We start from the raw sequence: 18,194 nt of genomic DNA on the forward strand, positions 1-18,194 counted from the left end.
TTCGTAAAAGGAAAATAAGGATTTGCACTGAATAAGTAATAAATATATTTGTTTCAAGAGGAGAGGGAGCCGAATGAAAGCAACACATGCAGATATCAACTGGCTGGGCGATGTGAGTGTATTTGAAGTAAACCGCCTCAACGCATACTCGGATCATCGTTATTACCGCACTATGGAAGAAGCGAAGGCATCCGGTGCAATGGCTATGCGCTACGACCTTAACGGAACGTGGAAATTCAATTATGCTATTCGTCCGGATTGCCGTCCCGAAGCTTTTTACAAGCAGGACTTCTCCAGTGCCGCTTGGGATGATATTGAAGTGCCGGGGCATATTCAGCTCCAAGGGTACGGTCAGATTCAATATGTAAATACGCAATACCCTTGGGATGGGTTAAACGATCTGCGTCCACCTGCATTACCTCAGGACCAGAATCCGGTAGGCAGTTATATTCGGACATTCCATTTACCTACAGACTGGCAGAACAGTCCGGTATATATTTCGTTTCAGGGTGTGGAATCTGCATTCTATGTATGGCTCAACGGACAATTTGTCGGGTATGGGGAAGACAGCTTCACACCATCCGATTTTGATCTGACCCCCTTCCTTCAGGACGGAGAGAATAAACTGGCTGTGGAAGTGTATCAACGCAGCACAGGCAGTTGGCTGGAAGATCAGGACTTCTGGCGGTTCTCCGGCATTTTCAGAGATGTGTATCTGTATACTGTGCCAGCTGCGCATATTCGAGATGTGCGGGTTGTAACGGATCTGGACAAGTCTTATACCAATGGTACGCTAAATGTTAATCTTAAGCTTGAAGGGAAAGCCGCTGCGGGGGCAAAAGTGGAAGCTGAACTACGGGATGCTGAAGGCAACACGGTGAAAACGTTTGGTGGTATGGAAGTTACCAATGGTCTAGCGAGTCTTCGTGAGGAGATTGGCAAAGTAAATCTGTGGAGCGCGGAACTTCCTTATTTATATCGATTGTACATTCGTATATATGATGCAGCTGGTGAGTTGGTGGAGGTTGTGCCTCAGTCCGTTGGTTTCCGGACATTTGAAATGATTGATAAAGTGATGCACATCAATGGTAAACGTATTGTTTTCAAAGGGGTAAACCGTCATGAATTCAATCCGCGCCGTGGACGCGCTGTAACCAAAGAAGACATGTTATGGGATGTTCGTACCATCAAACAAAACAATATGAACGCTGTTCGTACATCTCACTATCCAAACCAAAGCCTGTGGTATGAACTGTGTGACGAATACGGATTGTATGTAATAGATGAAATGAACCTGGAGACGCACGGATCATGGCAGAAGCTTGGTGCAGTTGAGCCGTCATGGGTTATTCCTGGTGATAAACCGGAGTGGCATGACATCGTTATGGATCGCGCGGTATCCATGGTGGAGCGGGATAAAAACCATCCCTCCATTCTGATCTGGTCTTGTGGTAACGAGTCCCATGGTGGTGAAGTTATTTATAAAGTGTCTCAATACTTTAAAACAGCAGATCCGACCCGTCTCGTTCACTATGAAGGAGTCTTCCACGACCGTCGCTTTAACGAGACGAGTGACATGGAATCGCGCATGTATGCCAAACCGGCGGACATTGAGGAATTCCTTAACGCTAATCCGGAAAAACCTTATATCAGCTGTGAGTATATGCATGCCATGGGTAACTCCATTGGCGGTATGCATAAGTATACGGAACTGGAAGATAAATATCCGATGTACCAAGGCGGCTTCATTTGGGATTACATCGATCAGGCTATCTACAAAAAAAATCGGTACGGCAAGGAATTCCTTGCTTATGGTGGAGATTTCGGCGATCGTCCTTCGGACTATTCGTTCTGTGGCGACGGGATTGTGTACGCAGACCGTAAAGTGTCTGCCAAGATGCAGGAAGTGAAATTCCTGTACCAGAACATCAAGCTGTTCCCCGATCGGGAAGGTGTGAAAATCGTGAACGGTAATTTGTTTGCGGACACGTCTGAATTCGAACTGGTATACAGTCTGGAGCATGAAGGTCACAAAGTGCTGCACGGAACACTGAACGTAAACGTGGGCCCACAAAGCGAAACTATTGTGAAGCTTCCACTTCATGTGGAATCGCTTGCTGGTGGGGAATATGCAGTGAATGCTGCGTTTGTCTTAAAAGCGGATACGCTGTGGGCGAAAAAAGGAGAAGAAGTTGCCTTTGGACAGTTTATATTCGCTCAGGGCAAGTCGGAAACTGCGGTGTCGGATCTGAACCTGACAAATGAAATTCAGGTAGTAGAAGGGGACGTTAATATCGGTGTAAGGGTTGGTCAAACCCATGTCCTGTTCTCCAAAGCTTTCGGTACAATGGTATCTCTGAAGCTGTCAGGTCGCGAGACGATTGCTCAGCCTCCTGCACCGTTGTTCTGGCGTGCGACCACCGATAATGATAAAGGTACTGCCATGGGCTTCGAGCTTGGGGCTTGGTATGCTGCGAGTCTGTTACCTAGATGTGTGAATTGGAAAGCAGAACAAAACCCGAGTCACTATCGGATTGAATTCACGTACAAACTTAATATTTCGGCAGATGTACAAGTAAAAGTGGCGTATACGGTGCGTGCAGACGGAAGTGTGCATGTGCATAATACGTATAAAGGAACGGCAGGTTTGCCAGATCTTCCGATCCACGCTCTTTTCTTCAAGACGTCACCGGACTTCGAAAATGTGGAATGGCTCGCGATGGGACCCGAAGAAAACTATGCGGACCGTGCATTTGGCGCTCGTCTGGGTATCCATGACAGCAAAGTAACGGATACCGTTGCTCCATATCTTGTACCGCAGGAGTCGGGCAACCGTACGGGTGTACGTTGGGCGAAATTGACCGACAACGCGGGACGTGGCTTCAAAATTGAATCTGCTGCAGCTCCAGTCGAGCTGAATGTATCTCCATATACCGCATTTGAGCTTGAGAATGCACAACATGCGTATGAGCTGCCTCCGGTGCATTATACGGTTGTAACGGTGGCCGGTAAACAAATGGGCGTAGGCGGCGACGATAGCTGGGGTGCACCGGTTCATCCGGAATACCGCATCGCCTCGGACAGCGAGCTGCAATTTGAATTTGTCATTCGTGCACTGTAATAGGGCTATATAAGATGTAGCTAAAGGACAGAGGTCTCTGCAATTTGGGGGCCTTTGTTTTTTTGTTATCAGAGGATGGCCAATGAAACCGCTACCGTATCTGTCTCGTAGTGTACTGGACATGGATAAAGGAGGGGCTTATTTTGAGCAGAAAAGCAAAGACAGGTGTATGGGTAACGATACTCGTCATACTAGGCATCATCGTGGGCTGTTTCATCTGGTATTTCAACACGGCTTCAGGTGAACGTGCTCTGAAAACGATGCGGTCCAACAATTCCGGCGGTCTGGAGCGCGTGGTTAAAGTGTATAGTGATTCGGGAGAATTGATTCATACGTATGAAGGTAAGATTGATTTGCAGGATACAGAGTATGGGAACAAGGTACTTTTTGACCTGGATGGCAAACGGATTGTAATCTATAACGCGACCGTGATTAGTGAGGAGAAATAAATAAGGGGGCGGGGGGAGAGCTTAGACAGAGGTATTCCAATGACACTCTTTCGCTCATATGGTAAAATTAAGGAAATGAAGTTGAGTGGAGGAGGAGAAATCTTGGGCAATGCTGCTTTAATCGTATTCTTTGCCATTCTCGGAATGGCTGTTTTCTATAGTGTGGTTGCCTATTTCCTGATTCGGATCATTTCTAAAAAGGCATTCAAGCGTAATCTGGACAGATTTCAGATTATACAGATCATAATACTGATGGCAATTGTCCTAATTGTCATTCAATCTGTGAGATACCAGTCCTGGAATATGGCTTTGCCTGCATTGGGGTTATTGATGCCGCTGTTGAGTTTGAATGTTTCCATGCGTAGGAGGCGGGAATCCAACAAGGTAGATTAAGGGCGAAACGTGGTTCTAATGCTTCACATTGTGTTCAGATCTGGATTAGCTATGAGAGGGGACTGTGCCATGATACTGGATAAATCAACTGACACCTCAGGGTTAACACAGATTGCCGTAATTTCGGATGAATTACAGCCTGTGTTTGATAAAGCAGAAAGTAAATATCATGCGTGTGACATTGAGCTGTTCTTTGTTTTTAGATGTCTACCTGAAAAATATGAGAGAAAATCGACAGCCAGATATGCAAAGAAGGACCATACGATTTACTTTGATATGACGGTCAGTGAGGACCAGTATCAAACGTTAAGCAAAAGCAAGCAGCGATATGAGCTGAGTCATTATTTCTATGCTTTTCTGAACGACAAGCTGAAGAAATATAAGATCGAACACTTGAATCACATAGACTTTTATGAAAGACATGGAAGAATGGCTTAAAGATATTGGATGGTTACAATCCGAATCGAGGCAGTATGGAAGAATATGGGGAATGGTTTTGACTGAGGGCAGTGGTTTGGGGATTGGTCGGTTCGTTTCTGGTACATAATATTGGGATAACAAAAAGAAGCCCTCTTTCGAGAGCTTCTTTTTCGTTGGTCTATTATTTTCGATGATCTGCACTTGTATTTATTGTCACTTTTCTTGTTAGAAATTTTTAAAAAGGTCATATACTAACTATAAAACATAGTTGGGAAAATTACTTACTAATGTTAGTTAATTAGTGGGTATTGTACTCCCTTAGTTCAGTGGTAGATTCCCAACTAAAAGTTGGGATTTGGCGGTTCGATTCCGTCAGGGAGCATTACTTTCAAATAAGTCATCAAAACTATAATTTAGGGAGTGATTTTGATGGAAGAGGAGTTAAGGGATTTGGATGGTAATCTTTTAGCATGTCAAGAGATAGACCAGAAAGTTGGCAACATAAACGCAACTGCTGAATTAGAAGACAAAGCCGCTAGTATTGGGATTGTGAACGTCAAATCTTTTGGAGCGGTAGGTGATGGATTTAGCCATCCATTGTCAACCGTTTACTTGACACTGGAATCAGCTAAATTGGTATACCCACATGCGCAAAGTTTGACAGATGAGATTGATTGGTGCGCAATTCAAGCGGCGATGACCAAAGCAAAGGATCAAATTTACGGGCCAACCCGTGGTGGGACGGTATACGTTCCTTCTGGCCGTTATATAATCAATCGAGCTTTGGTTGCGGAGAACATTTCACTATTTGGAGACAAACAATCAGCCACCCTTTCGTTCACTGAATTAGGCGCTGGCGCAGCTGCTATAACAATGCAACGAACTACAGGTAAACGCTTTGTGTGGAGCGATATCACTATGGTTGGTCCCGGTTGGGCTGGCGGTGATTATGTGATTGGCACAAAGTCGGCTTTATGTGATGGGTTGAGAATCACGGGTACATGTATGCCATTGCTTGAGAACATCACAATACAACGATTCAATAACGGCATCAACGTAGCTAATGAAGCTGGCCATATTAAGCTTTTTCACTGCCATATTGAATACAATTATTATGGTATTTATTGGTCTAAAAACACAGGCGATTATTCTGTATTTTACTCAAGTGTCAATCAAAACGCATTTGCAAATTTTGCGACAAGTGCAACAGTGGGAATTGAGGGATTGTCCATACGAGATAGCCATGTAGGATACTCGCCGTTTAGTTTTTATTGCGAACCTGAGTATAACAACCAGGGTGGCAAAAACCAATTCATGTTGGATGTTAACCTCGACCATGCACGTTTTGAACAGGTCGGTAATGCAGCCATATACGCCGATCCTTCCCTTGGCTCACATCCAAGAATTACATCACTGAAGATAAAGAACCCTGGATTCTCGTGGGATATAGATAAGGCGAACCGTTTCACGCTGGCCAATTATCCAAGAAATTACGCAATCGATATCGGCCGGGTTGAGGATGGGGATATTGTCATAGAGAATGATAGTTACCCATTCACCCCAGGGCTGATCAACATGATGCGAGTCCGTAGTCAAGTAGCTCCTGCTCAAATTACTCTTTTGGGTAAAGGTATGGATCCGAGCAAGATTGAAGTAGTAGGGGGTGTGACTAGGGTACAGGCTGGTTCTTCTGTTAAGCTAACCAAAAATGGACTTGATGAGAGAACTCCCCGGAGATTTTCGAGAGATGATCAACCAAACGATGTGTGGGAAGAAGATATCACACTTGATGGTGCTTCTGGTACTCAATACAGAATGTCCAGAATAACGGACGGTACAAGAAGAGAAATATTCGTTGTAAATACTAATAATGATATGCGAATTAAACGTCCAATTTTATTGGATGGACTGTTTAATCCTGCGCGTTCAGCAACCGTCCTCCCTAATCCCCGTGAAGGAGCCGTATACATTGATACAAGTAATACGGGTTATGAATGCATTAGGACTTACCTGGGAGCTGCGTGGATACGTAAAGGAAGAGGTGCTCTGCCTACAATAGGAACATGGAATAAAGGTGACTATATCGAAAACTCAAACATTGTTGTTATCGGAGATGTAGGGTCGAGATATATTGTTCGTGGCTGGCTTAGATTAACATCTTCCTCAAACAATGCATTGGGTACAGATTGGCTAGAAGAAAAAATAATAGTTGGAATATAGACAGTTGAAACAAAGGTTAAGAAGGACCTACGTAGATGACTTCGTAAGTCGAATTATCTGGTTATTCCCTTAAAACAAAAAGAAGCCCTCTTTCGAGAGCTTCTTTTTCATGGGAGAGGAGAAACCGGACGAAGAGCTTATGGGGAAACGTAAGTCTTCTCCGCGGTTGTCTACGACACTTGTGATGTCGATAATTACAGGATGGCCTGGAAGTTTCCTTTTTATACATCTTCGTCAACAAATTGGTCAACAATTTTCTTGAGCGAAAGCAGACGGACTATTTTTCAAACTGAACCCGATTGTGGTACGATAGCTTTATCAATAAACTTACATAGAGAGAAAAGGTGACTCATCAGTGAGAGTGGTATCTGGGAGTGCGAAAGGCAGACCGCTGAAGGCTGTTCCTGGCACAGGAACGCGGCCGACCACCGACAAGGTGAAGGAAGCGTTGTTTAGTATGATTGGCCCTTATTTTGAGGGTGGTACAGCATTGGATCTGTTTGCAGGCAGTGGTGGTCTCGGTATTGAGGCGCTGAGCCGCGGCATGGACAAGGCTGTTTTTGTTGACTTGGAATCGAAGAGTATTGAAGTAATCCGTGCGAATCTGAAGGCAACCAAGCTGGAAGATCAGTCGGCTATATACCGGAATGATGCCAGTCGTGCATTGAAGGCGCTCGCCAAGCGAAGCACTCAATTTGATCTCGTATTTTTGGATCCGCCCTACCGTATGAAAAATGGGGACGAGTTAATGCTTACGATGCACGAACTGGACTTGCTTGAACCAGAAGCGACCATCGTGCTTGAATATGAATCCAAATATAGTTACCCTGAGCAATTCGGCCCGTTTGAACAAACGCGCAAGGCATTGTATGGGGAGACAGCTGTATCCATCTATCATTATGTACCTGCTGCAACAACAGAAGATGGAGAACCTAGCACACCGGAAGAGGAGGCTCCTCATGAGTGAAATGATACATCGTCAGGAACGAATTGCTGTATATCCAGGGAGTTTTGATCCTGTAACTATGGGCCATCTGGACATTATTGCTCGGGCGTCGAAGCAGTTTGATCGCGTCGTTGTGGCTGTATTGAATAATATGAGCAAAAATCCATTGTTTACGGTGGAAGAACGCAAGAGTCTCATTACGGAAGTCACGAGTCATCTGCCTAATGTGGAAGTGGACAGCTTCCGTGATCTGACGGCGAATTATGTACGGCAAAAAGATGCTCAGGTCATTGTTCGCGGCATTCGCTCGGTGACGGATTTTGAATATGAGCTGCAGTTGGCTTCCACCAACAGTAAGCTGAACCCAGATGCGGAAACCATCTTTATGATGACCAATCCGAAGTATTCTTATCTGAGCTCCAGCATTGTCAAGGAAATTGCCCACTACCACGGAGATGTCACCGATCTGGTCTCACCTGAAGTAGAAGCTGCGCTACGTCAGAAAATTAGCGAGAAAAACGGCGGTTGAACCAGAAGGTCAGCCCGGACAGGCTGATCATGACGGTAAGCAGTAATGCCAAACCGACACCGGCAGCAGGAAAGCCGCTCCAGACAGCCTCGATAATGTCTGAAGTGTTCATGCCAACCAGGGATTGCTTGTTCAGAAATGGTGCTAAATGATTGCCTGAAGTGGTCTGGAAAGTGGTCCAGACCTCGGAGCTATAACGGCTGAATGGCAGCCATAGCAGTAAGCTGATGGAAAATGCAACCAACGCATGAAGCAGGCGGACTCCGGCAAAATACAACATGGACGTTGTGGCAAGTCCCGCAGATTTCAGCACAGCGGAGACTTGCAAAAGGGAGCACAGACCTCCCCAGCCAAGAACGGCTGCAAGCAAAGACATCAGGAGAACCGGTGTCAGTGGGCTCTGACTCAAGTGATAGGTTCCGAGATGGAGCTCCAGTAGTGAGGGCCAAAAAGTTACGGAAGTATCCGGGGTGATATAGAGCGTGAGCAGCCGAACAAATACGGCAAACACAATCATATATCCTCCGGTCATCATTAACGTTTGTACAGCTTGGGAGACCGTGTCACCAAGCAATTTGCCGAACCCGCGCCCGTCACGTTCCTGGGCGTCGCGGGCTGCAAGCATCATCTGGGACCACAGACTACGCTTTTTGAGTGAACCAGTGTGGGTAGCAGATTTGAGTTTTTTTGGATTGGAAGCAACCTTATTGCTTTCCAAATCAGTGGATAAAATGGTGATACGGGTACTTTTTGACTTCGCAGGCAGAAGACGTACTCCGATCATGGTGGCAATCCAGCCACTTACCCAGTGGACAACCAGAAGGAAATATCCGGCCGCAGGCTGGTGGAGAAAAGCTGCACCAATGACAAGTATAATCATCAGTGGATTGGCGAAATGAGCTGCTGCTGCCACAATACCCGCCTGTTTGGCGGTAATTTGTTGATCCTGCACTAATCGAGATGCGGTATCCGCTCCTGCTGGAAAGCCGCCGCACATGCCGACAGCAATAGCCAGTCCGGCTTTGCCTGGCAGGCGGAACCAGCGCTGCATCAAGGGGCCTAGCAAGACGCCAAGCGCGTGGGTGAAGCCGAAGGCAGTCAGCATTTGGGATAACATCAGGAATGGAAGCATGGCAGGAAAGATGATTTTCCACCAAATATCCAACCCTTGGATAGAGGCATCAAATGCATCTTTCGGGGATACAACTACTGCAACTACCAGCAATAAAGCGCCGGTACTCAGAAGTACTGTTCTTAACGGTCCAGAGCCCGTAACTTCGCTCTGCATTGTCATTGTTTCACCTCATATGGATAGTGCCGCATACACTCGGCCAGGATTGGTTGTGGACGGCCGAATGACGTCCGTGGACGCTTCGGCCTTGACCGGATAGGCTACTGTAAACAGCGGCCTATCCGGCCTGTACCATTGTATGCAAAAGCATGAGAGTGTTAGACTTATAATTATTGAAAGATACGCAAAGAACGGGGGCTCATGCAATGAATCGTATTCGGAAATCTGGCGGATTCAGAGCTTCGATCTTTGTGATCGTGGTCGCTCTAGTCGTCTATGTTGCGGTATATATGCCAACGCCATATATCATTTATATGCCTGGCAGTGCCGATGAAGTAAAACCGATGGTTACCGTGAAAGGGGGGGATGAGGAAGAACGCGGTGTGTTTATGATGACGACAGTGTCGGCAACATATGCCAATGTGTTTTTGCTAGGAACCTCCTTGTTTAATCGAAATGTACAAGTGGATAAAAAAGAAGATCGACTGCGCGGCAAAAGCGAAGCGGAATATTCTGCCGAACAGGTCTGGTTCATGAGTGATTCACAATCCTCGGCAATGGAGGCGGCTTATGAGCAGGCGGGTGTGAAATACTCGATCGTTCCTGAGCATATTTTTGTATTTGGGCTGTCCGAAGATCCAAAACCTAAGGGAGATATTGAGCCCGGAGATATTATTTTGGGTGTAGACGGAACGGCAACTCCAGACAATACGGTGCTCTCTGAGCTGTTGAAGAACAAAAAGGTCGGAGATACGGTTGAGATGCAATTGGAGCGAGGCGGAGAGACCATCAGCCGTGATGTTCAACTGATTGAAGTGAAGGACAGCAAAACGGGTGAAACTCGCCCGGCATTGGGTGTCATGATCGGTGCGGTACAGAAGGTCAAAGCAGAAGATCCGGATAAACAGATATCTTTCACGGATACGCAGGTAGGTGGCCCATCTGCCGGACTGATGTTCACCCTGGAGATTTACAATCAGTTGACCCCTGGAGATTTGACGAAAGGTCACCGGATTGCTGGCACAGGCACGATAAACAAAGAAGGTGTGGTTGGCGCAATTGGTGGCGTTGTGCACAAAATTGTTGCGGCAGACCGGAAAGAAGCAGAAATTTTCTTTGTGCCGAAGGACAATTATAAGGAAGCTGAAGCCAAGGCTGAACAGATTGGTACCAAAATGAAACTCGTCCCTGTTAGCACGGTGGATGACGCACTGGCTTATCTGAAAACCTTATCCGTCAAATCATAAAACGATCATTATTCGTGAACAGGATGGCTGAAAGAATACTTGAATAATGTGAAAACCCCCTATTGCAACAATGCCGAATCGGTGTGCAATAGGGGGTTTTTGGTTGAATAATCCATATCAAATAACGAATTATCAACAGAGTGTGATCACTTTTATATGGGTACATCGGGATTGCATTAATTCAGTTGAAAATTGGCAAAACCTAGTGAGTTGATCCAATTGAACAATGATGTTGAGGGCTTCGAATGGTTATGTTCATTCCGCTATGGATATGAATGAAGGTAAAGCTAAAGCTAGAGCTTCACAGGCGGTTCATAGTAGTCGCTGTACATGATGCGCGTATCGACGTGTTCGCAGGCGAGTGTGTATGCTGCCTGAGCTTGTACATCCAGCTCCAGCTGGTTATGGACAAAGGTCGATGGTTTCAGCAGCACAGGCAGAGAAGCCGTCTTTTTCATGTGTTTCAATAGACTCTGTCCTTGTGCATTAAACCCTAGCACCCGCAGATATCCTGGCCCTTCAGCCAGTTTCTCGGGTGAAGACTCGGCCTTAGTATGGTTCAACAGCAAATGGGTCAGCATACGCTGCAGCTTTGTGCGTGTGTACCGTTTCGTCTTAAGCGCGTTCAGCAACGCTTCGACTGAAGGCTCCGGCAGCTGAGCGAGCGTGCGGCTCAGCCGGTGTTCGAGCCCTTCCGTGACTTCGGCGATCTGCTCCAGCTCGGAGGCACGGCGGGTGGCCGCGATGTGTAACAGCGGCTGCGCAAAGCGCTCCCAGTGCACGGGAGCGCGCCTTTCCTGCCATTCGCGCCGCAGAATGGCAAGGGTTGCCGCCGGCACGTATGGCGCGGCGGCTTCGGGCCCGTCCGCCATCAGCAGGCAGCGGACGGCGGTTGCACTGGCGATCGCCCCCGGTCCGGGCGTCGCCTCGTGATACGCGGCACCGGTACGCGCCGCCGTAAAGGGCTGAATCGCGCTGCCTAGCCGTTGCAGCGCGATCAGGTAATGCAGCCCAAGCGAATTGTTGGGCTGCCCCAGCAGTGCAGCGGCGTCGTCCGCATCGACGCCGCCAGGCGCCAGTGCTGCCGCCGCACCTGCGTACGCGGCGGGGTAGCTGGCGCCTTCCCGCAGGCGGCGCGCGATATCCTCGCGCAGCCCTGCGGGCTCCACAGCCAGCACGCGCGCAATGCGCTGCAGGCTGTCCAGGTCGCCGGACTCGCTGCCGAAGCAGAGCGAGTCCACAACGCCGGTGCGGTGCAGCAGCGACACCGCACCAAAGGCGAACCACTCGGCCGGTTGTACAGCATAGGCAACCGGCAGTTCAATCACAAGATCGGCGCCAGCATGCAGCGCCATCTCGGTGCGTGCCCTTTTGCCCACGATGGCGGGTTCGCCGCGCTGGAGAAAAGGGCCGCTCATCACGGCCACAACAACGTCTGCTCCACTGAGCCGCCTTGCTTCACTCAGATGGTAGACATGTCCATTATGTAAAGGATTATATTCAACAATGACGCCAACGGCTTTCATATGGGAACGCGCTCCTTTCGGTAACAATACAATCGGAAAGAAATTTTTCACTTCCTGGCCCGATAACATACGAGCTCATCTTGTTCCATAATAGGCCATGGATATCCCTTTGTTCAAATCATGAAGCAATATAATAAAACGAAATAGACACGAATTCTTCTCATGGATAGAGCTCAAACCTGCTCACAAAATGCATGACTTGTAGTTTATCCTATAGTAAGCCTATAATGTACCAGGGATTGAATGCGGTTCGGGATCTTCATTTTCTAAAGGGTGTAAAGTTAAAAGTGTTGACAAACGTCTTGAAAAATCGGTATAATGATTTTTGTTTGTTAAGTCAATTTCATAATACTTTTAACGATGATTCGTCAGAATACATACAGTCAGGATTATGATGTGTTGCAAGAGTCAGGCTTGACCTGTATAACTGTCGTAAGGCGTTTAACTTTAATTATGAGATTGGTTTCGTTTGGAGTGATGGAAAATGTTAATGCCATTTCGCAAAGTGGCTACCAGTGACCGCCCCCTGCAGTTTAATGAACAGTGGGATATCAAGGAACTGGTTTCTAACCGACAGGATATCACAGCCGTTACCCCGCTGACTGCGGATTTATCTGCAGAGTACAGAGAGGGCGACGTTGTGGATGTTCATGGCAAGCTGACAGCAGGAGTGGACATGTTATGCTCCCGATGTCTCAAGCCGATTAATGAACATTTTCATATTGATTTTCATGAGCAATTCAAGCAGGGGAAACAGCCAGAGGACTTGCCCGAAGACGACGATACTTTCTACGTGGATGGAGAGAGCGTTGATCTGAAAGGTTATGCCGAGGAAGCTTTTCTGCTGGATCTTCCGTTTATACCGCTATGCAGCGATACATGCAAAGGGTTATGCCCCAAGTGTGGCCATGAGCTGAACGAAGGTGACTGCGGTTGTGATAACCAAGTTATCGATCCGCGGCTTGCAGGGCTCAAGGATTTTTTTAAATGAGCATGAGTGAAAATCGAACATTGTAACAACTACCTGCAAAGGTTGATTTTGATAAGGAGGTGGGAATAATGGCAGTACCTCAACGGAGAACGTCCAAGACGCGTCGCGACAAACGTCGCACTCACTTTAAATTGGCTGTACCGGGCATGGTGAAATGTGAACAATGTGGCGAACTTAAACTTAGTCACCACGTGTGCAAAGTGTGCGGAACGTACAAAGCAAGAGAGATCATCTCTCAATAATAGCTAGACATCAAGTAGCACTTCATTTCGATGAGGTGCTACTTTTTTTAGACCATAACATCGAAAGATGGACCACTTCTACCTGTATTCTATCTCCTTGAATTGAATTCAAAAAAAACGATTTTCATATTTTAGTAATGCACCGTACTGGCTGTGTTCGGGACTGTGAAGCCAGGCTCCGCAAGGCAGGATTGTTTTTGCTCAGCCAGCCTTTCTTTTTGACACGGGATGAGATATACTATAGTTTAGTACCAGGTTCTAAGATTTGACGTTACATAAACATGAGCCATGATTTGTGTGAGAACGACCCTGCTGAACAGGGATGCAACTATAGAAGCACGTGGAAGAATGTTGAACTGACCGGATGGGGCGGTTCCTTAAACGATACAGCGGGGGGTGTCAGGCATCGAACGTGTACCGAAGAGACAGAGGCAGCAGCAGTTGACCAAAATGATCGAAGACAACCCGTTTGTGACGGATCAGGAACTTACACGCCAATTGAAGGTGAGTATTCAGACGATTCGTCTCGACAGGCTTGAGCTTGGGATTCCCGAGCTGCGGGAGCGGATGAAGCTGATGGCCGAGCGTTCTTACGATCAGGTGCGCTCCTTGCCCCTGCATGAGATTATCGGTGATATTGTGGACCTGCAGCTGGACAAGAGCGGGATTTCATTGTTTGAAATAAAGGAAGAACATGTATTTTCAAGAACGGGCATCGCTCGGGGGCACTATGTATTTGCACAGGCCAATTCCCTGGCAGTAGCCGTTATCAATGATGAGATCGCTTTGACGGCTTCCGCAGACATTCGTTTTGTCCGTTCGGTTCATTTGGGAGAGAAATGTATTGCGAAGGCATATGTGAGATCGATCCCGGGTCAAAAGGGTAAAGCGAAAGTGGAAGTTTTTACTTACGTGGGTGAAGAAATGGTGTTTCAAGGCAACTTTGTAATCTACCATTCTGGTGGAGAAGACAGCGTAGAAGGAGGTCATATGGAATGAAAATCGTCATTGATGCCATGGGAGGCGACAACGCACCTGCGGCAACAGTAGAAGGCGCGATCGCCGCAGCTACAGAATGGGCGGATACACAGATCGTTCTGGTCGGCGATGAAGCCAAGCTGGAACCTCTTCTGAGCAAGTCAGGCGCTAAACCTGCCAATCTGACGGTTCGCCATGCTTCCGAAGTGATTGGTTCGGATGACGAGCCAGTGAAGGCTGTCCGGCGTAAAAAGGATGCCTCCATGGTAGTCGCAGGCCGGATGTTGAAGGAAGGCGAAGCGGATGCCATGATCTCCGCGGGCAATACCGGAGCACTGATGACAGCCGGATTGCTTGTGGTCGGTCGTATGGAAGGCATTGAGCGCCCGGCACTTGCGCCCATGATTCCCACGATTGATGATGTGGGTGTGCTGGCACTTGATCTCGGGGCGAATATGGATGCGAAACCGGAACACCTTGCACAGTATGGTCTGATGGGCAGCTTGTATCGGCAAAAAGTGCAGGGAATTGCCTCGCCAAGAGTTGGCTTGCTCAATGTGGGAACGGAGCCGGGTAAAGGGAATGAGTTGACCAAACATGCATATCCTTTGCTGGAGCAACTTCCGATCCGTTTTGTTGGTAACGTAGAGGCCCGTGACGTGCTAACAGGTGCGTGTGATGTGCTTGTGTGTGATGGGTTTGCCGGAAATATATTGCTGAAATCGCTTGAAGGCACAGCAGGTGCCATTTTCGCTCTGCTTAAGGAACAATTTTCATCATCTCTCAAAAGCAAACTGGCTGCTGCTGTGCTTATGCCTGAGCTGCGTGGTTTGAAACGGAAACTGGATTATACCGAGCATGGTGGTGCACCGCTCCTCGGTTTGAGCAGACTTGTGGTGAAAAGCCATGGATCAGCTGATGGCAATGCCATCAAAAATGCTGTGCGCCAAGCACGGATTGCAGTACAGAACCAGCTGGTGGAGAGCATATCTAAGGAAATTAGCGGGAAGTGAGTGACGACATGAATAATTTGCGCCCGGTAGGGGTTATCGGTACAGGCAAATATGTACCTGAGAAAATTTTGACAAACAGCGATTTGGAGAAAATGGTCGATACGAATGATGAGTGGATCGTCAGTCGTACAGGAATCAAGGAGCGTCACATCGCTGCACCGGATCAGGCAACTTCGGATCTCGCATACGAGGCGGCTATCAAAGCACTTGAATCTGCTGGTATGACTGGTAGTGATCTCGATCTAATTATTGTGGCAACCATTACACCGGACTCTTCGTTCCCATCTACTGCTTGTATTCTGCAAGATAAGCTTGGTGCCAAGGGCGCTGCGGCATTTGATTTGTCTGCTGCCTGCTCGGGATTTGTATATGGTCTGGCGACAGCAACCAGCTTCATCAAAAGCGGCATGTACAATAATGCACTTGTTATTGGTGCAGATTGTTTGTCTCGTATTACCGACTATACCGACCGTAACACCTGTGTGCTGTTTGGCGATGGTGCAGGCGCGGTTATTGTGGGTGAAGTTCCGGAAGGCCGTGGATTCAAATCATTCGATCTCGGAGCTGAAGGTGCGGGCGGCAGCCTGCTTCAAATGGAGGGCGGCGGTTCACGACTGCCTGCATCCGTAGAAACGGTTGAGAACAAAAAACATTACATTTACATGAATGGCCGTGAAGTGTTTAAATTTGCAGTACGGGTGATGGGTACAGCGACAGTCGAAGTGCTGCGCAAGGCTGGCCTGGAACGTACGGACGTGGATTTGTTTGTTCCTCACCAAGCTAATATCCGGATTATCCAATCTGCAATGCAGCGACTTGAGCTTCCAGAAGAGAAAGTTGTGGTCAACGTGGATAAATATGCCAACACATCTGCAGCTTCCATCCCGCTTGCTTTGGTTGAAGCCGCTGAAGAAGGTCGCATGAAAGCCGGAGATACTGTCCTGATGGTAGGTTTCGGTGGCGGACTGACGTGGGGCGCATCCGTACTTGTTTGGTAAACTAGACAGCTGGGAGAGATTAGTGGCATGGCTAAAATAGCATTTGTATTTCCCGGACAGGGATCGCAGGCTGTAGGCATGGCCAAGGACGCGTATGAGTCCGTGCCTGCGGCAACAGAGATTTTTCGTACAGCGGACGAAACGTTGGGTTTCTCGCTGAGCAACTTGGTATTCCAAGGACCAGAGACCGACTTGAAACAAACATCGAATACGCAACCGGCTCTGCTGACAGCCAGTATCGCATTGCTTGAGGCTTTTAGAGAAAAAGGAGTTCAGCCTGATTATACAGCTGGACACAGCCTTGGTGAATACAGTGCACTGGTAGCAGCGGGCGTTCTTTCGTTCGCGGATGCGGTAAGTATTGTGCGTGCACGCGGTCAATATATGGAACAGGCTGTTCCTGGTGGACAGGGAGCGATGGCTGCTGTATTGGGTGCGGATCGGGAAGCGCTGGGGGTGCTTTGCCGGGACGTATCCGAAAGTGGTCATGCAGTTGAACTCGCCAACATAAATTGTCCGGGACAAATCGTGATTTCCGGTGTGAAGGAAGGGGTAGCTGCTGTCGCTGAACGGGTCAAGGAAGCGGGCGGCAAACGTGCCATCACACTTGAAGTAAGCGGTCCGTTCCATTCGTCCTTAATGAAGGATGCAGCAGAGAAGCTGGCCGAGAAACTGAAAACTGTTTCGTTCTCACCCGGGACGGTCCCTGTAGTCGCAAATGTGACTGCAAGACCTGTGGAGGACGGTAAGGTACAGGATTTGTTGACGGCACAGGTCTATTCTCCGGTTTTATGGGAAGACAGTGTGACATGGCTTATTGAGCAAGGTGTGGATACGTTTATTGAGATTGGATCTGGCAGTGTATTAACCGGTTTGATTAAAAAAACAGATAAAACCGTTAAACTGTACAATGTAAACAGTCTTGAGACGCTCGAAGCAACGGCAGCTGCACTGATTTGATTAACCATGATTAGATTTGGGGAAAGGAGGAATGATGATGTCTAAACCATTACAAGGCAAAAATGCGCTCGTTACTGGTGCATCTCGTGGCATTGGGCGCAGTATTGCACTCGCTTTGGCCGAGGCAGGCGCCAATGTGGCCGTGAATTATGCGGGCAGTCAAGCGGCAGCTGAGGAAGTAGCGGAAGCAATTCGTGCCAAAGGTGTCGAGGCCATAACGATACAAGCGAATGTAGGCCAGATGGACGAAGCCGAGCAAATGGTCAAAGCTACGATTGAAGCGTGGGGCAACGTTGATATTCTTGTCAACAATGCTGGAATTACTCGTGATAATCTGATCATGCGCATGAAAGAAGAGGAATTCGATCAGGTGATCGAAACCAATCTCAAAGGGGTGTTTAACTGCCTTAAGGCGGTTACACGTCCAATGATGAAGCAGCGGTCAGGAAGAATTATCAATATCTCCTCGGTTGTGGGTGTTCTCGGAAATGCTGGACAAGCCAACTATGTTGCTGCGAAAGCAGGGGTCATCGGTTTGACGAAGGCATCTGCACGTGAGCTTGCTTCCCGCGGCATCACAGTCAACTGCGTTGCACCGGGATTTATTGAGACCGATATGACGAAGGAATTGTCTCAGGATCTGGTAGATGGCATGTTGAACGGTATTCCGTTGTCCCGTCTGGGCCAGCCGGATGAAATTGCCGGTGTTGTCACGTTCCTGGCTTCAGAAGCTTCATCTTATATGACAGGGCAGACACTGCATGTTGATGGTGGCATGTACATGTAATTCTTCCCGGACTTGAACAATAGTCGGGGAACAGGCGCTGGACGATCCGAAATGCCGGAAAAAGGCCGGGTTCCCCGGCCGGG

The 18,194-nt window shown here is 47.8% G+C and carries 17 protein-coding genes and 1 tRNA gene; 16 read left to right on the forward strand and 2 right to left on the reverse strand.

What is annotated here, in order from left to right:
• The first annotated feature begins 73 nt into the window (after nucleotides 1-73).
• The 8 genes from lacZ to coaD all read left to right on the forward strand — a co-directional run bounded on the left by lacZ (nucleotide 74) and on the right by coaD (nucleotide 8,078).
• The gene (gene lacZ / locus P5G61_RS07475; RefSeq protein WP_301245917.1) at nucleotides 74-3,121 is read left to right on the forward strand and encodes a beta-galactosidase, LacZ type; all 3,048 of its coding nucleotides are present in this window, start codon (nucleotides 74-76) and stop codon (nucleotides 3,119-3,121) included.
• A gap of 143 nt (nucleotides 3,122-3,264) precedes the next feature.
• Complete coding sequence (locus P5G61_RS07480) at nucleotides 3,265-3,570, forward strand: hypothetical protein (RefSeq protein WP_024630161.1); 306 nt, start codon at nucleotides 3,265-3,267, stop codon at nucleotides 3,568-3,570.
• 102 nt (nucleotides 3,571-3,672) lie between these two features.
• Nucleotides 3,673-3,963, forward strand: coding sequence for a hypothetical protein (locus P5G61_RS07485; protein ID WP_301245919.1), 291 nt, complete (start codon nucleotides 3,673-3,675; stop codon nucleotides 3,961-3,963).
• A 69-nt stretch (nucleotides 3,964-4,032) separates the two neighbouring features.
• Nucleotides 4,033-4,401, forward strand: coding sequence for an Imm44 family immunity protein (locus P5G61_RS07490; RefSeq protein ID WP_301245921.1), 369 nt, complete (start codon nucleotides 4,033-4,035; stop codon nucleotides 4,399-4,401).
• A gap of 295 nt (nucleotides 4,402-4,696) precedes the next feature.
• Nucleotides 4,697-4,765: transfer RNA gene (locus tag P5G61_RS07495), tRNA-Phe, on the forward strand.
• A gap of 47 nt (nucleotides 4,766-4,812) precedes the next feature.
• Nucleotides 4,813-6,603, forward strand: coding sequence for a pectate lyase family protein (locus P5G61_RS07500; RefSeq protein ID WP_301245923.1), 1,791 nt, complete (start codon nucleotides 4,813-4,815; stop codon nucleotides 6,601-6,603).
• 355 nt (nucleotides 6,604-6,958) lie between these two features.
• A complete protein-coding gene (gene rsmD, locus P5G61_RS07505; protein WP_301245925.1) occupies nucleotides 6,959-7,570 on the forward strand; it encodes a 16S rRNA (guanine(966)-N(2))-methyltransferase RsmD in 612 nt (203 codons plus the stop codon).
• A gap of 1 nt (nucleotide 7,571) precedes the next feature.
• Nucleotides 7,572-8,078 carry a pantetheine-phosphate adenylyltransferase gene (coaD, locus tag P5G61_RS07510; protein WP_094936495.1) on the forward strand — a complete coding sequence of 169 codons (507 nt, stop codon included), beginning with the start codon at nucleotides 7,572-7,574 and terminating at the stop codon, nucleotides 8,076-8,078.
• Here coaD and P5G61_RS07515 read toward each other — a convergent pair.
• Complete coding sequence (locus P5G61_RS07515; protein ID WP_301245927.1) at nucleotides 8,056-9,372, reverse strand: nucleoside recognition domain-containing protein; 1,317 nt, start codon at nucleotides 9,370-9,372, stop codon at nucleotides 8,056-8,058. The genes coaD and P5G61_RS07515 overlap by 23 nt on opposite strands.
• 203 nt (nucleotides 9,373-9,575) lie before the next feature.
• Here P5G61_RS07515 and P5G61_RS07520 point away from each other — a divergent pair, with 203 nt between their 5' ends.
• Nucleotides 9,576-10,616, forward strand: coding sequence for a SepM family pheromone-processing serine protease (locus P5G61_RS07520; RefSeq protein WP_301245929.1), 1,041 nt, complete (start codon nucleotides 9,576-9,578; stop codon nucleotides 10,614-10,616).
• A 293-nt stretch (nucleotides 10,617-10,909) separates the two neighbouring features.
• On the opposite strand, the gene P5G61_RS07525 is transcribed toward P5G61_RS07520, so the two are convergent.
• Nucleotides 10,910-12,142: a nucleotidyltransferase gene (locus P5G61_RS07525; protein ID WP_301246004.1), complete on the reverse strand. Its 1,233-nt coding sequence runs from the start codon at nucleotides 12,140-12,142 to the stop codon at nucleotides 10,910-10,912.
• Between the two features lie 484 nt (nucleotides 12,143-12,626).
• Here P5G61_RS07525 and P5G61_RS07530 point away from each other — a divergent pair, with 484 nt between their 5' ends.
• From P5G61_RS07530 to fabG, 7 genes are all read left to right on the forward strand, one after another.
• Nucleotides 12,627-13,133, forward strand: coding sequence for a YceD family protein (locus P5G61_RS07530; protein WP_301245931.1), 507 nt, complete (start codon nucleotides 12,627-12,629; stop codon nucleotides 13,131-13,133).
• 68 nt (nucleotides 13,134-13,201) lie between these two features.
• Nucleotides 13,202-13,375: a 50S ribosomal protein L32 gene (rpmF, locus tag P5G61_RS07535; protein WP_017689233.1), complete on the forward strand. Its 174-nt coding sequence runs from the start codon at nucleotides 13,202-13,204 to the stop codon at nucleotides 13,373-13,375.
• A gap of 450 nt (nucleotides 13,376-13,825) precedes the next feature.
• The gene (gene fapR, locus P5G61_RS07540; protein ID WP_052016600.1) at nucleotides 13,826-14,374 is read left to right on the forward strand and encodes a transcription factor FapR; all 549 of its coding nucleotides are present in this window, start codon (nucleotides 13,826-13,828) and stop codon (nucleotides 14,372-14,374) included.
• Nucleotides 14,371-15,366 (forward strand): phosphate acyltransferase PlsX, encoded by a 996-nt coding sequence (gene plsX, locus P5G61_RS07545; RefSeq protein WP_024630172.1) that lies wholly within the window; start codon nucleotides 14,371-14,373, stop codon nucleotides 15,364-15,366. The genes fapR and plsX overlap by 4 nt, the downstream gene beginning before the upstream one ends.
• An 8-nt stretch (nucleotides 15,367-15,374) precedes the next feature.
• Nucleotides 15,375-16,364: a beta-ketoacyl-ACP synthase III gene (locus P5G61_RS07550; RefSeq protein ID WP_024630173.1), complete on the forward strand. Its 990-nt coding sequence runs from the start codon at nucleotides 15,375-15,377 to the stop codon at nucleotides 16,362-16,364.
• Between the two features lie 27 nt (nucleotides 16,365-16,391).
• Entirely contained in the window at nucleotides 16,392-17,324 is a 933-nt protein-coding gene (gene fabD / locus P5G61_RS07555) for an ACP S-malonyltransferase (protein WP_301245938.1), read from the forward strand.
• A gap of 37 nt (nucleotides 17,325-17,361) precedes the next feature.
• Complete coding sequence (gene fabG / locus P5G61_RS07560) at nucleotides 17,362-18,111, forward strand: 3-oxoacyl-[acyl-carrier-protein] reductase (RefSeq protein ID WP_301245939.1); 750 nt, start codon at nucleotides 17,362-17,364, stop codon at nucleotides 18,109-18,111.
• The last annotated feature ends 83 nt before the right edge of the window (nucleotides 18,112-18,194 follow it).

It is taken from the genome of Paenibacillus vandeheii, assembly GCF_030433635.1.
Classification (GTDB): Bacteria; Bacillota; Bacilli; order Paenibacillales; family Paenibacillaceae; genus Paenibacillus; species Paenibacillus vandeheii.